Below are 12903 nucleotides of genomic sequence, written 5' to 3'. Positions count from 1 at the left end.
TCAACCGATCGCCTGCGCCTCCCTGAACCCCTCGAGCACCGCATCGTCCACCTCCCGCGGCGCCACGCAGTCGCCGATGCGGCGCACCGCCAGGCCGCGTGCCTTCAGCTGCTGGTACAGCCCATCGTCGCTCTCGCGCAGCATCGACAGCACGACCGTGTCGGCCGCCAGCGTCTCGCTCGCGCCGCCCAGCGTGCTGCGCAGCACGACGCTGCCCGGCTCGATGCGCTCGACGGTGGTCGAGGCGCGCAACGCCACGCCGGCCGCGGCCACGCGCGGCATCAGCCAGGGCCAGTCGAGCGTGGGCTCGAGCTTGCGGCCGAGCATCGCGTCGGCGCCGACCACCGTGACCTCTCGGCCGGCGGCGCTCAGCAGCCGGGCCAGGCCCAGCGGCAGGTAGTCGCCGTTGTCGTCGACGATCAGCACGCGGCGCCCGCAGGCGGGCAGGTCGTCGAGCGCCGAGAGCGCGTCCGTCACGTGCGGCAGCTCCGCGCCCGGGATCGCGTCGCGGTCGGTGCGGAACATCGAGCGGCCGCCGCGCTGCCAGCGCGCGCCGGTGGCCACGATGACCTCGTCGGCGCCGAAGGCGGCCACCGCGTCGGCCGTGGCCTCGCGGCGCGGCACGATCTCCACGCCGCGCCGGCGCAGCGAGGCTTCGAGGTCGTCGACCAGGAAGTTCCATGAGCCGTAGTCGGGCAGCAGGCCGGCGCGTCGGATTTGGCCGCCGAGCCGGTCCGTGCGTTCCCACAGGGTGACGCGGTGGCCGCGCGCGGCCGCGCTGTCGGCGAACTTGAGGCCGCCCGGACCGCCACCGATCACGAGCAGCGTTCGCGGCGTGGCGGCGGGACGCGGCAGCGCCGCGCCGAACTGCAGCTCGCGGCCCGCCTCGGGGTTCACGGTGCAACTGACGTTCTGTCCGAGCCGTCGCCAGCAGCCCTGGTTGGCGCCCACGCAGCGCCGGGTCTGGTCGGCACGGCCTTCCCTGGCCTTGCGCACGATCTCGGGGTCGGCGATCTGGGCGCGCACCAGGCCGACCATGTCGGACTGTCCATGTTCGACGATGTTCGCGGCGGTGGCGATGTCGCGCACCGAGCCCTGGATCAGCAGCGGGATGCGCCCGCGCAGCGCCTCGCGCACGCGCGCGGTGTTGGCGGCCAGCGGCGCGGTCTCGCCGCTCGACTGCGGCGGCACCAGCCGGTGGTTCTGGTGGTAGTCGGTGTGGGAGAGGCACACGTAGTCGAACAGGCGCTCGGCCTCGAGCAGCGCGACCACGCGCAGCGTTTCCTCGGGCGTGGTGCCGGCGTCGCCGAGGTACTCGTCGAGGCTCAGCTTGATGCCGATCGCGAAATCGCTGCCGCAGCGCGCGCGCACCGCGCGGCCGATCTCGAGCGCGAGCCGCGCGCGGCGTTCGGTGTCGCCGCCCCAGCGGTCGTGGCGCCGGTTCCAGTACGGCGAGAGGAAGTTGCTCAGCAGGTAGCCGTGCGAGCCATGGATCTCCACGCCGTCGCCGCCACCGGCCTGCACGTTGGCGCAGGTCGCGGCGAAACCCTCGATCACTTCGCGGATGTCGTCCTCCTCCATCGGCTGCGGCATCGCACGGTGCACCGGCGAGGCCAGCTGCGAAGGCGCGAGCACGGCGCCCCAGTGCGCGATGTCGTCGGTGCGGCGCGTGCCGCTGGCGCCCATGTGCGTGACCTGCACGATCACCGGCACGCCGAGCCGCTTGCTCGGGGTGACGAAGGCCCGCACCGCATCGGCCCAGCCGGGCTCCCACGGCGACACGCCGGCGCGCGCGCTGGCCGGATGCACATGGAAGCCGTGCGTGACGATCAGGCCGACGCCGCCGCGCGCGCGTTCGGCCAGGTAGGCGCCATAGGCCGGCGGCGGCAGGCTGACCTGGTGCGCGGGCAGGTAGATGCGGTTGAGCGCCTGCACGGGGCCGATGCGCACCGGCTCCCACAGGACGTCGAGCGCGGTCGGCATCGTCATGCGCGGCTCAGGAGAAGCACATGCCGCCGTTGACGTCGAGCACCGCGCCGGTGGTGAAGCTGGCGCCGCGCGAGGCCAGGAAGGCGGCGGGCCAGCCGATCTCCTCGGGCTGGCCCAGGCGCTTCATCGGGTACTGGTCGACGGTGAAGGGCTGGTTCGCCGACACCAGCAGCGGCGTGAAGATCGGCCCCGGCGCCACGCCGTTGACCACCACGCCCGAGGCCGCGGCCTGGCGCGCGAAGTAGCGCACCAGCGCCGACAGCCCGCCCTTCGAGGCCGCGTAGGCCGGCTCCACCGCCAGCGTCGAGCCCGCGTTGCGCGCGGCCATCGAGCTGGTCAGCACGATGCGGCCGCTGCCGCGCTTCATCATCGCGGGCAGCGCGGCGCGCAGCAGGTTGACCGGGCCCTTCACGTTCACGGCCATGGTGCGCTCGAACAGCTGTTCCCATTCGTCGCCGCCATCGAGCCAGTCGCCCTTGACGTAGTAGCCGCTGGTGTCGATCAGCGCGTCGATCTCGCCGATGTCCTGCAGCAGTGCGTTGACGTCGTCGCGCTTCGTGTTGTCGAGCGCGGCGGCGCGCGCCTTCAGTTGGTCGGCCAGCTCGGTCGGCGCCTTCAGGTCGGCGATGAACAGCTCGGCACCGAGCGCGGCGCACACGCGCGCGGTCGCGCCGCCGATGGCGCCGCCGGCGCCGGTGATCAGGATGCGCTCGCCGCGCAGGTCGAAGAGGTTCTTCATGGGTTGTCGTCCTTCAGGGAGTGGTGCAAAGAGTTCGGTTCATTCGGGCGCGCCGTAGGCGCCCGCCTCGAGCAGCGCGCGCGAGCCGAGGTCGGCGCCGTTCCAGCGCGTGAAGAAGCCCGCGGCGCTGCCGCCGTCGACGGTCATCACCGAGCCGGTGACGTAGCTCGCGGCATCGGACAGCAGGAACAGCGCGGGGCCGGCCTGCTCCTCGGCCCGGCACAGGCGGCCCAGCGGGTTGCGGTCGACCATCGCGTACTGCAGGTGGTCGGGCGGGATGTTGGCCTGCACGAGCGGCGTGTCGACCACGCCCGGCGCGAGCGCATTGACGCGCACGCCGAAGCGGCCCCACTCGATCGCGAGCGCGCGCGTGAGGCCGATCACGCCGTGCTTCGAGGCGCTGTAGTGCGCGCGGCCCGCATGGCCGCCGAGGCCGTCGATCGAGGCCACGGTGACGATCGCGCCGCGCCGGCGCTCGAGCATGCGCCGGCCCACGGGCTGCAGCGAGCGGAACATGCCCGTGAGGTTGACGTCGAGGCAGCGGGTCCAGAGTTCGTCGGGCATCGCGTGGGCGGGCGCGGGCGGCGAGATGCCCGCGCAGGCGACCATGCCGTCGATGGCGCCGAGCTGTTCCTCGATGCGTGCCACCGCGGCTTCGCAGGCGGCGGCATCGCGCACGTCGAGCGTCTGTGCGACGGCCTGCGCGCCGAGTTCGCGCAGTTCGGCCGCCACGCTCGTTGCGCGCTCTGCCACCGCGTCGACGACGGCGATGCGCGCGCCGCCGCGCGCGGCCTCGATGCCGATCGCGCGGCCGATGCCGCTACCGCCGCCGGTGACGAGGATCACGCGGTCCTGCAGTCCGTAGTCCATGGCTGTGCCTCCACGAGGGAATGAATGAGTGAATGAGGAGTGGGAAGAGGGGAGTGCGGCGAATGTGGCAGCCGCGTCGCGCGGCGTCTGTCCCCGTGGCAAGGGACAGCGCGGCCTGTACCACGGGCAGGGGACTGACGGGCCCGCGATGCGCGGCGAATACTGCCCGCCATGACAACCCCCTCCGCCTCCACCAACGCCGCCGCCGACGTGCTGCTGCGCGTCAGCGGCCTCGGCGTGCGCTTCGGCGGCATCGTGGCGCTCGACGGCATCTCCTTCGAGGTGCGCCGCGGCCAGATCTGCGGGCTGATCGGTCCCAACGGGGCCGGCAAGACCACGCTGTTCAACTGCCTGAGCCGCATCTACACGCCGGCTTCGGGATCGATCGTGTTCGACGGCGTCGACCTGCTCGCGCAGCCGCAGCATGCGATCGCGGCGGCGGGCATCGGCCGCACCTTCCAGAACGTGGCGCTGTTCCCCGCGATGACGGTGCGCGAGAACGTGATGGTGGGCCGCCATTGCCGCACCGGCACCGGCTACCTCGCCAATGCGTTTCGCCTGCCCTCGGTGCGGCGCGAGGAGGCCGAGGTGCGCGAGCGCACCGAGCGGCTGCTGGCCCTGCTTGACCTCTCGGCGCTGGCCGAGACGCCGGTGAAGAACCTCTCGTTCGGCACCCGCAAGCGCGTGGAGATGGCGCGCGCGCTGGTGGCCGATCCCAAGCTGCTGCTGCTCGACGAACCCGCGGCCGGCCTCAACCACGAGGAGGTCGACGGGCTGCGCCAGCTGATCCTCGACGTGCGCGAGCGCTTCCACGTGACCGTACTGCTGGTCGAGCATCACCTGAACCTGGTGATGCGGGTGTCCGACCAGGTGGTGGCGATGAACTTCGGCCGCAAGATCGCCGACGGCCCGCCCGCGCAGGTGCAGGCCGACCCGGAAGTGGTGCGCGCCTACCTCGGCACGGAGACCGCCTGATGGCCGCGCTGCTGGAGGTGAAGAACCTCGAGGCCTTCTACGGCCCCACGCGCGTGCTCGAGGGCATCGACTTCGAGGTCGCCGAGGGCGGCATCACCACCATCCTCGGCGCCAACGGCGCGGGCAAGACCACGACGCTGCGCGCGCTGAGCGGCCTGGTGCGACGCACCGGCGAGATCCGCCTCGCGGGCCAGCGCATCGACGGCCACAGCACCGAGAAGACCGCCGCGCTGGGCATCGCGCACGTGCCCGACGGGCGCGGCACGCTGGTCAACATGACGGTGGAGGAGAACCTGCGCGTGGGTGCCTACCTGCGCCGCGGCAAGGCCGAGGTCGAGCAGGACATGGAACGCATGTTCGGCTACTTCCCTCGGCTGCGCGAGCGGCGCGGGCAGCAGGCCGGCACGCTCTCGGGCGGCGAGCAGCAGATGCTGGCGATCAGCCGCGCGCTGATGCAGCGCCCGCGCCTCCTGCTGATGGACGAGCCCTCGTTCGGCCTCGCGCCGCTGGTGATCCGCGAGATCTTCGAGATCATGCGCGTGGTCAATCGCGAGGAGGGCGTGGGCATCCTGCTGGTCGAGCAGAACGTGGCGCGCGCCCTCGAGATCGCCGACCACGCCTGGTTGCTCGAGACCGGCCGCACCGTCATCTCGGGCACCGCGAAGCAGCTGCGCGACGACGCGCAGATCCGCCGCTCCTACCTCGGCTTCTGACAAGGACCCTCCCCATGTACAGCCTGCTGCAACAGATCGCCTCCGGCATCGCCATGGGCGGCATCTACGCCTGCCTCGGCCTGGCGCTGGTGATGATCTACCAGTCCACCCACCACATCAATTTCGCGCAGGGCGAGATGGCGATGTTCTCCACCTTCATCGCCTTCCTGCTGCTGAAGTGGGGCCTGCCGTACTGGGCCGCCGCGCTCGCCACGCTGGCCTTCGGCTTCGTGGCCGGCTTCGCCATCGAGCGGCTGGTGCTGCGGCCGCTGGGCGACGTGCCCGAGCTGTCGGTGATCGTGGTCTTCATCGGCCTGTTCGTCGGCATCAACTCGCTGGCCGGCTGGATCTTCGGCCACCAGCTCGAACCCTTCCCGAGTCCGTTCCCCGACAAGCTGCCCGGCGGCAGCACGCTGATCTCGGGCCACGAGCTCGGCACGGTCGCGGTGGTGCTGCTGGTGATGGCGCTGCTCTATGTCTTCCTGCGCTTCACCAAGGTCGGGCTCGCGATGCGCGCCTCGGCCGAGAACCCGGTGTCCTCGCGGCTCGCGGGCATCCCGGTGTCGCTGATGCTCTCGCTGGGCTGGGGCCTGTCGGCGCTGATCGGCGCGGTGGCCGGGCTGATGGTGGCGCCCGTGGTCTTCCTCGAGCCCAACATGATGGGCGGCGTGCTGATCTACGCCTTCGCGGCGGCGCTGCTCGGCGGCATCGACAACCCCTGGGGCGCGGTGGCCGGCGGGCTGATCGTGGGCGTGGTCGAGAACCTCGCGGGCACCTACCTCGTGGGCACGGAGCTCAAGCTCACGCTGGCCCTGGTGCTGATCGTGGCCGTGCTGCTGGTGCGGCCCTCGGGCCTGTTCGGCCGCAAGCTGGTGGCGAGGGTCTGAAGATGTCGGCACTGCCCTTCATTCCCGAGCAGGCACCGGCGCTGGCCGCCGATGCCGCGCCCGCGCGTTCGCCCTGGCGCATCGCCGTCTTCGCGCTGCTCGCTATCGCGTCGCTCGCGCTGCCCTTCGCGCTGTCGGACTACCGCCTCTTCCTCGTCACCATGACGCTGATCACCGCCATCGGCGTGCTCGGCCTCAACATGCTGGTGGGCTACAACGGCCAGCTCTCGCTGGGCCATGGCGCGCTGTACGCGCTCGGTGCCTACGTCACCGCGGTGCTGATGGAGCACGGCGGCTTCGCCTGGTGGGCCACCCTGCCGGTGTCGGCCGCGGTGTGCTTCGGCTTCGGCTTCCTGTTCGGCTGGCCGGCATTGCGGCTCAAGGGCCACTACCTCGCGCTTGCCACCTTCGCGCTCGCGCTGGCCACGCCGCAGCTGCTCAAGCACAAGGCGCTCGAGCCATGGACCGGTGGCGTGCAGGGCATCGTGCTCATGAAGCCCGAGGCGCCCTTCGGCCTGCAGCTGTCGGCCGACCAGTGGCTCTACCTGGTGGTGCTGGCGATCGCGGCGCTGATGTTCGTCTGCGCCTGGAACATGCTGCGCGGCCGGCTGGGCCGCGCCACCATCGCGATCCGCGAGCAGCCGACCGCCGCGGCCGCGATGGGCGTCAACGTGCCGCACGTGAAGGCCATGACCTTCGGCATCAGCGCGCTCTACACCGGCGTGGCCGGCTCGCTCGGCGCCATCGCCACCGCCTTCGTGGCGCCCGACAGCTTCGGCATGTTCGTGTCGGTGTTCTTCCTCGTGGGCGTGGTGGTGGGCGGGCTCGGCACCATCTCGGGCGCGCTGGTGGGCGCGGCCTTCATCCAGTTCATACCGAACGTCGCCGACCAGATCTCGAAGTCGGCGCCCTCGGCGATCTTCGCGGGCTTCCTGATCCTGTGCATGTTCCTGATGCCGCAGGGCTTCGTGGGGCTGGTGCGCAGCGTGCTGCGGCGCCTGCGCGGCGGCGCGGGCCAACGTCCCCGTCGAGGGGACTGACGCGAACGACCGCCTGAGAGAAAGTCCTTCCATGCCCCGTGCCATCTACATCCATTCCAACGGCGAGCGCACCGAGCTCGAGGTCGCCGAAGGCCAGAGCCTGATGCTGGCCGCCACCAGCCACGACCTGCAAGGCATCGTCGGCGACTGCGGCGGCGTCATGAGCTGCGCCACCTGTCACGTGATCGTCGACGAGGCCTTCATCGACAGGCTGCCGCCCGCGGTCAACACCGAGAACCAGATGCTCGACTACACGGCCGCGCCGCGCGAAGCGGGCAGCCGGCTGTCGTGCCAGATCGTCATGAGCGAGGCGCTCGACGGCATCGCCGTTCGCATCGCCGACCCTCAACTGTAAGAACGAGTTCCAAGAGCCGACATCAACACGGAGAAACGCTTCATGCAAGCCACTGCACCCGATCTCAGCACCAAGCCCAAGGCCCCGCTGACCCCGAACCCCGGCCTCACGCCGATGATGCTGAACCATGCGGCCTGGGTAACGCCCGACGCGGCGGCCACCACCGACTTCTACACCCGCATCATGGGCATGGAGCTCGCGAGCACGGTGCTCGACGACAGCGTGCCCTCTACCGGCGACGCGATTCCCTACTTCCACATCTTCTTCCGCATGGGCGATGGCTCCACGCTGGCCTTCTTCGAGGCGCCGGGCGTGCCCGCGCCCTCGAAGTCCAGCCATCCGGCCTACGACATCTTCAACCACATCGCTTTGCAGGCGAAGGACCGCGCCGAGGTAACGAAGTGGTACGAGTGGCTGACCTCGCAGGGCGTGGAAGTGATCGGGCCGACCGACCACAAGGGCCTGATCCTGTCGATCTACTTCCACGACCCGGCCGGCGTGCGCCTGGAGATCACCACGCCGCTGGACAAGGAATGGAACCGCCACACCGACAAGGGCTATGCCGACCTCAAGCTGTGGGAGGACTGCAAGCGCCAGGCCAAGGCCGAGGGCCGCGACGTGCCCAAGGCGCTGCTGGAGCTGATCCAGGACGTGCGCAAGCGCTACGGCACGGGCCATGGCGAGAAGGCCGGCGAGTGAGCGGCGCGGCGGCATGACACCGATCGAACTGCGACCGCTGTTCACGATCAAGGCCCAGGTCACGGCACCGGCCCAGCTCGTGGGCGCCGTGCCGCACGGCTACACGCGGCGCGTGATGTGCGTGAGCGGCGGCCGCTTCGAAGGCGAGCGGCTGCGCGGCCGGGTGCTGCCCGGCGGCGCCGACGTGGTGCTCGAGCGGCCCGACGGCGGCCTGCACCTCGACGTGCGGCTGGTGCTCGAGGCCGAGGGCGGCGGGCTCGTCTACATGACCTACAGCGGACGCCGCAACGGGCCCACGCCCGAGATCATGCGCAAGATCGTGAATCGCGAGCCGATCGCGCGCGGCGAGGACTACTTCCGCGTCGCGGTGCAGTTCGAGACCGCGGCACCGGGCCTCGAATGGCTCAACGACCGCATCGCGGTCGGCACCGGCACGCGCGAGAGCGACGGGCCCGTGTACGACGTGTGGGAAGTCGCATGAAGCGCTTCGAGGGCAGGGCCGCCATCGTGACCGCCGCGGCCTCGGGCATCGGCCGCGCCATCGCGCTGCGGCTGCATGCCGAGGGCGCGCGCGTGCTCGCGGTCGACATCAACGCCGAGGGGCTCGCGCAACTGCCGCGCGACGAGCACCTGCAGGTCTTCGCCGCCGACGTCACGGCCGACGGCGCGCCGCAGGCCATCGTCGACGAATGCATGGAGCGCTTCGGCGACCTGCGCGTGCTGGTCAACAACGCGGGACTGGGCAACTGCCCGCCGTTCCACGAGACCACCGACGACGACTACCGCAGGTTCGCCGACATCAACCAGAAGGCCACCTTCATGGTCACGCGCGCGGCCTTTCCGGCGCTGATCGCGGCGCGCGGCGTGGTGCTCAACATCGCGTCCACGCTGGGGCTGGTGGGCTACCGCCGGCAGGCCGTGTACTCGATGGCCAAGGCCGGCGTGATCGGCCTCACGCGCAACCTCGCGGCCGACTATGCCGACCAGGGCATCCGCGTCAACGCGATCGCACCGGGCATCATCGCCACGCCGCAGACCGCGGGGCGGCTGAACACCGCGCGCTTCCAGGCCACCATCGTCGGCACCACGCCGATGGGCCGGCCCGGCCTGCCCGAGGAGGTGGCCGGCGCGGCCGCCTTCCTGTGCAGCGACGACGCGGGCTACGTCACGGGCCAGGTGCTGGCCGTCGACGGGGGGCAGACCACGAGCGCCTACATCAGCGAACCGCTGGTGCAGTGCTGGGCCGAGGCCCATCCGGACCGCTGAAATCCAGGAGTCTTTTCATGCGCATCGCACTCATCACCGGCGCCGCTGGCGGGCTGGGGCTGGCCAGCGCCCGGCGGCTGGCCGAGGACGGGCTGACCGTCGCCGTGGCCGACCTGCATGCGGAGGCCGCCGAGCGCGCCGCCGCCGCCCTGCCGGGCAAGGGTCACATCGGCCTGGGCTGCAACGTGGCCGACGAGGACAGCGTGCGCGCCGCCTTCGACACGGTGCAGCAGAAGCTCGGCAGCGTCGCCGTGCTGGCCTGCTTCGCGGGCATCCTCAGCGCGCAGCCCGCGCCGGGGCGGCTGTCCACCGTCGACATCACGCTGCATGAGTGGGACACCGTGCTGCGCGTGAACGCGCTCGGCACCTTCCTCTGCGTGCGCGAGATGCTGCGCCGCTGCGGCGGCCAGGCGATCGAGCATGGCCGCATCGTCACCGTCGCCTCGCTCGCGGGGCAGATGGGCGGCATGCAGAGCGGCGCGGCCTACAGCGCCTCGAAGGGCGCGGTGCTCGCGCTGTCGAAGGTGGTGGCGCGCGAGGCCGCTTCGCTGGGCATCACCGTGAACACCGTGGCGCCGGGACCGATCGACACGCCGATGCTGCACCAGACCGTGCCCGAGGCGCAGCGCGGCCAGAAGTACCTCGGCACCGCGGCCGTGCCGCTGGGCCGCATCGGCACGCCCGAGGAGATCGCGGCCGCGGTGTCCTACCTCGTGTCGCCCGGTGCCGGCTTCGTGACGGGCGCCACGATCGACGTCAACGGCGGCATGTTGATGCGCTGACTGCTTCCGCTTCCAAGAACACCCACGCCAGGAGACTCCCCGATGAACGCCATTGCCGGTTGCCCCTTTCATGCGGGGACTTCGCCGTCCGCCGACTTCAAGCCCTACTTCAGCCCCGAGCTGCATGCGGCCTTCGAGACCCAGCGGCGCGACGAGCCCGTGTTCTGGTGCGAGGAGATCGGCTACTGGGTGCTCACCAAACACGCCGACGTCTACAGCGTGGTGCACGACGGCGCGCGCTTCTCGTCGCAGAACACCACGCGGCCCGTGACGCCGATGCATCCCGATGCGCAGGCGATCCTCAAGGAGGGCGGCTATGCGCAGACCGGCAGCCATTCGAGCCTCGACGGCGCGGTGCACAAGCGCATCCGCGGCGTGACCGGCCAGGTGCTGAACCTGCGCGAGTTCGTCAAGCTCGACGGCCACATCCGCCGGCTCGTGAACGAGGCCATCGACCGCGTCGAGGGCAGGGATGCCGTCGACCTGCTGCGCGAGGTCAACTACGAGCTGCCGGCGCAGGTGGTGTTCAAGGTGCTGGGCATTCCCGACTCGGACATTCCGAACGTCAAGCACTGGGCCGGCGCGCGCAGCGTGATCGACTTCAGCCCCGCCACCCATGCCGAGCAGCTCGAGGGCGCGCGCAACATGGTGGCGTTCTGGCAGTACTGCACCGAGATGGTCCGCGAGCGCGAGAAGCATCCGCAGGACGACTTCACCAGCCGCATGCTCGAGATCCGCAATGGCGACGACGCCGTGATGACCATTCCCGAGATCATCACCCACACCTTCGGCGTTGCCTTCGCCGGCCACGAGACCACCACCAACCAGCTCACCAACACCTTCCGCAGCCTGCTCGAGAACCGCGAGCAGTGGGAAGCGCTGTGCGCCGATCCCTCGCTCGCGGCCAACACGGTGGAGGAGGGCATGCGCTATGCCGGCGCCGTGATCGGCTGGCGCCGCATCGCGCTCGAGGACGTGGAGTTTCGCGGCGTGACGATCCCCAAGGGCGCACCGATCGTGCTGTCCTTCGCCTCGGCCAACCGCGACGAGGAGGTGTTCGAGAACCCGCAGCGCTTCGACATCCGCCGCGCTAATGCGCGCAAGCAGCTCACCTTCGGCAACGGCGTGCACTTCTGCCTGGGCGCGCCGCTCGCGCGGCTCGAGATGAAGATCGTGTTCGAGGAGTTCGCCAAGCGCTTCCCGCGCATGCGGCTGGTCGAGCCCGACCGCGCGACGCATCTGCATACCTTCGTGTTTCGCGCGCCGAGCGCGCTGGAGGTCACGCTGCGATGAGCGCGCCCGTGTTCGAAGGCCGGGTGGCGGTCGTCACCGGCGGTGCCAGCGGCGTGGGGTTGGCGCTCGCGCGGCAGCTGCTCGAGGCCGGCGCGCGCGTCGCCATCGTGGACCGCGACGAGGCCGCGCTGGACCGCGCGCTCGAGGGGCTCGATGCGCGCGATGCGATCGGTGTCGCGGCCGATGTCGCGCAGGAGGCCGACGTGCGGCGCTATGTCGATGCCGCACTGAGCAAGTTCGGCCGCATCGACCTGTTCCACAACAACGCCGCCATCGTCGGCCCGCAATCCTCGCTGCTCGAGTTCCGCATGCAGGACTTCGAGCGCATCTTCGCGGTCAACGTGCGCGGCGTGCTGCTCGGCATGCAGGCCGTGGCGCGCGCGATGCGCGACCAGGGCGGCGGCACCATGGTCAACACTGCCTCGGTGTCGGGCCAGCGCAGCAGCCGCGCCGAGGCCGGGCTCGGCGTCTACGGCGCCTCGAAGGCCGCGGTGATCCGCATGACGCAGCAGGCGGCGCTCGAGTTCGCGCCGCTGGGCATCCGCATCAACGCGATCTGCCCGGGGCCGATCGACACGCCGCTGTTGCGCAGCACCTTCCTCGTCGACGGCCGCACCGAGGCGCAGGCCGAGGCCGCGCTGAAGCAGCACTTCCTGAACCAGCCGCTCAAGCGCGCGGCGAGCGCGCAGGAGGTGGCGAACCTGGTGTTCTGGCTGCTGGGGCCGCAGGCGAGCTTCGTGACGGGTGGGGTTTACAACGTGGATGGGGGGATGACGGCCTGAGCAGGGGGTGAACCTCTACGCAACGGCGAAGCGAACGGATACATTCGGCGCCTCGGCCCCGGCACCCGCCGCGAGACCGCGCGGAGGATCGCCATGCTTCCCATCGTCGTTGCGCTCGCTGCCACCGTCGTCCTGCTGGTTTGGATGGGCTTCTTCATGATGGGCTCGCTGCCGCTGCTCGTGCTCAAGCACGACACGCCGCTGGACGGACGCTTCATCCGGGGCCTGTTCAACGTCTACTACGTGGCGGTGATCCTGACGGCGAGCGCCGCGGCGCTCAGCTATGTCTGGTCGGGCAAGCTCGTCTTCGCGCTCGGTGCCGCGGTCATCGGAGGGCTCGCCTTCGCCTTGCGGGGCTGGATCATCATCCCGCGCATGGATGAGCTGCGCGGCACGATCCCGGGCGTCGACGCCTCGATCGTCGCGTTCCGCAAGCTGCACATCGCGGGGATGCTGGTGAACGTCGCACAGCTGGCGATGGTGGCCTGGGCACTGACGCAATTGAAGATGTGA

Annotated in this window: 15 protein-coding genes; 12 read left to right on the top strand and 3 right to left on the bottom strand. The window is 70.8% G+C overall.

Going from position 1 to position 12903, the window contains the following annotated elements:
• Genes ACEN9J_RS35185 through ACEN9J_RS35175 form a run of 3 tightly spaced genes read right to left on the bottom strand, consistent with a single transcriptional unit; the run spans position 1 to position 3598 of the window.
• Positions 1–1989, bottom strand: a complete 1989-nt coding sequence (locus ACEN9J_RS35185; RefSeq protein ID WP_413765656.1) for an FAD-dependent oxidoreductase — start codon at positions 1987–1989, stop codon at positions 1–3.
• Positions 1990–1996: 7 nt separating this feature from the next.
• Positions 1997–2728, bottom strand: coding sequence for an SDR family NAD(P)-dependent oxidoreductase (locus ACEN9J_RS35180; RefSeq protein ID WP_413765655.1), 732 nt, complete (start codon positions 2726–2728; stop codon positions 1997–1999).
• A 39-nt stretch (positions 2729–2767) separates the two neighbouring features.
• Positions 2768–3598, bottom strand: coding sequence for an SDR family NAD(P)-dependent oxidoreductase (locus ACEN9J_RS35175; protein ID WP_261206029.1), 831 nt, complete (start codon positions 3596–3598; stop codon positions 2768–2770).
• Positions 3599–3769: 171 nt separating this feature from the next.
• On the opposite strand from ACEN9J_RS35175, the gene ACEN9J_RS35170 reads away from it, so the two are divergent.
• From ACEN9J_RS35170 to ACEN9J_RS35115, 12 genes are all read left to right on the top strand, one after another.
• Entirely contained in the window at positions 3770–4573 is an 804-nt protein-coding gene (locus tag ACEN9J_RS35170; RefSeq protein WP_413765654.1) for an ABC transporter ATP-binding protein, read from the top strand.
• Entirely contained in the window at positions 4573–5286 is a 714-nt protein-coding gene (locus ACEN9J_RS35165) for an ABC transporter ATP-binding protein (RefSeq protein WP_057597313.1), read from the top strand. Before ACEN9J_RS35170 ends, ACEN9J_RS35165 begins: the two co-directional genes overlap by 1 nt.
• A 14-nt stretch (positions 5287–5300) precedes the next feature.
• Positions 5301–6173 carry a branched-chain amino acid ABC transporter permease gene (locus ACEN9J_RS35160; protein WP_261206027.1) on the top strand — a complete coding sequence of 291 codons (873 nt, stop codon included), beginning with the start codon at positions 5301–5303 and terminating at the stop codon, positions 6171–6173.
• A 2-nt stretch (positions 6174–6175) separates the two neighbouring features.
• Positions 6176–7213, top strand: a complete 1038-nt coding sequence (locus tag ACEN9J_RS35155) for a branched-chain amino acid ABC transporter permease (RefSeq protein ID WP_413765653.1) — start codon at positions 6176–6178, stop codon at positions 7211–7213.
• 31 nt (positions 7214–7244) lie between these two features.
• Positions 7245–7568 (top strand): 2Fe-2S iron-sulfur cluster-binding protein, encoded by a 324-nt coding sequence (locus ACEN9J_RS35150; RefSeq protein WP_413765652.1) that lies wholly within the window; start codon positions 7245–7247, stop codon positions 7566–7568.
• A gap of 42 nt (positions 7569–7610) precedes the next feature.
• Complete coding sequence (locus tag ACEN9J_RS35145; protein ID WP_057597317.1) at positions 7611–8267, top strand: VOC family protein; 657 nt, start codon at positions 7611–7613, stop codon at positions 8265–8267.
• A 13-nt stretch (positions 8268–8280) separates the two neighbouring features.
• Positions 8281–8748 (top strand): DUF3237 domain-containing protein, encoded by a 468-nt coding sequence (locus ACEN9J_RS35140; RefSeq protein ID WP_413765651.1) that lies wholly within the window; start codon positions 8281–8283, stop codon positions 8746–8748.
• Complete coding sequence (locus tag ACEN9J_RS35135; RefSeq protein ID WP_413765650.1) at positions 8745–9533, top strand: SDR family NAD(P)-dependent oxidoreductase; 789 nt, start codon at positions 8745–8747, stop codon at positions 9531–9533. Before ACEN9J_RS35140 ends, ACEN9J_RS35135 begins: the two co-directional genes overlap by 4 nt.
• Positions 9534–9550: 17 nt before the next feature.
• The gene (locus tag ACEN9J_RS35130; RefSeq protein WP_413765649.1) at positions 9551–10315 is read left to right on the top strand and encodes an SDR family NAD(P)-dependent oxidoreductase; all 765 of its coding nucleotides are present in this window, start codon (positions 9551–9553) and stop codon (positions 10313–10315) included.
• 42 nt (positions 10316–10357) lie between these two features.
• On the top strand, positions 10358–11608 hold the full coding sequence (locus ACEN9J_RS35125) for a cytochrome P450 (RefSeq protein WP_413765648.1): 1251 nt from the start codon (positions 10358–10360) through the stop codon (positions 11606–11608).
• A complete protein-coding gene (locus ACEN9J_RS35120) occupies positions 11605–12390 on the top strand; it encodes an SDR family NAD(P)-dependent oxidoreductase (protein WP_261206020.1) in 786 nt (261 codons plus the stop codon). The genes ACEN9J_RS35125 and ACEN9J_RS35120 overlap by 4 nt, the downstream gene beginning before the upstream one ends.
• A 93-nt stretch (positions 12391–12483) precedes the next feature.
• Positions 12484–12903, top strand: a complete 420-nt coding sequence (locus tag ACEN9J_RS35115) for a hypothetical protein (protein WP_261206018.1) — start codon at positions 12484–12486, stop codon at positions 12901–12903.

The organism is Variovorax sp. Varisp41 (assembly GCF_047325085.1).
Classification (GTDB): Bacteria; Pseudomonadota; Gammaproteobacteria; order Burkholderiales; family Burkholderiaceae_C; genus Variovorax.
This window is presented reverse-complemented; position numbering and strand designations above follow the sequence as displayed.

Bases quoted from the DNA above. Each gene is read 5' to 3' on its own strand.
- ACEN9J_RS35185 (WP_413765656.1), bottom strand. From the start codon at position 1,989: ATGACGATGCCGACCGCGCTCGACGTCCTGTGGGAGCCGGTGCGCATC.
- ACEN9J_RS35180 (WP_413765655.1), bottom strand. From the start codon at position 2,728: ATGAAGAACCTCTTCGACCTGCGCGGCGAGCGCATCCTGATCACCGGC.
- ACEN9J_RS35175 (WP_261206029.1), bottom strand. From the start codon at position 3,598: ATGGACTACGGACTGCAGGACCGCGTGATCCTCGTCACCGGCGGCGGT.
- ACEN9J_RS35170 (WP_413765654.1), top strand. From the start codon at position 3,770: ATGACAACCCCCTCCGCCTCCACCAACGCCGCCGCCGACGTGCTGCTG.
- ACEN9J_RS35165 (WP_057597313.1), top strand. From the start codon at position 4,573: ATGGCCGCGCTGCTGGAGGTGAAGAACCTCGAGGCCTTCTACGGCCCC.
- ACEN9J_RS35160 (WP_261206027.1), top strand. From the start codon at position 5,301: ATGTACAGCCTGCTGCAACAGATCGCCTCCGGCATCGCCATGGGCGGC.
- ACEN9J_RS35155 (WP_413765653.1), top strand. From the start codon at position 6,176: ATGTCGGCACTGCCCTTCATTCCCGAGCAGGCACCGGCGCTGGCCGCC.
- ACEN9J_RS35150 (WP_413765652.1), top strand. From the start codon at position 7,245: ATGCCCCGTGCCATCTACATCCATTCCAACGGCGAGCGCACCGAGCTC.
- ACEN9J_RS35145 (WP_057597317.1), top strand. From the start codon at position 7,611: ATGCAAGCCACTGCACCCGATCTCAGCACCAAGCCCAAGGCCCCGCTG.
- ACEN9J_RS35140 (WP_413765651.1), top strand. From the start codon at position 8,281: ATGACACCGATCGAACTGCGACCGCTGTTCACGATCAAGGCCCAGGTC.
- ACEN9J_RS35135 (WP_413765650.1), top strand. From the start codon at position 8,745: ATGAAGCGCTTCGAGGGCAGGGCCGCCATCGTGACCGCCGCGGCCTCG.
- ACEN9J_RS35130 (WP_413765649.1), top strand. From the start codon at position 9,551: ATGCGCATCGCACTCATCACCGGCGCCGCTGGCGGGCTGGGGCTGGCC.
- ACEN9J_RS35125 (WP_413765648.1), top strand. From the start codon at position 10,358: ATGAACGCCATTGCCGGTTGCCCCTTTCATGCGGGGACTTCGCCGTCC.
- ACEN9J_RS35120 (WP_261206020.1), top strand. From the start codon at position 11,605: ATGAGCGCGCCCGTGTTCGAAGGCCGGGTGGCGGTCGTCACCGGCGGT.
- ACEN9J_RS35115 (WP_261206018.1), top strand. From the start codon at position 12,484: ATGCTTCCCATCGTCGTTGCGCTCGCTGCCACCGTCGTCCTGCTGGTT.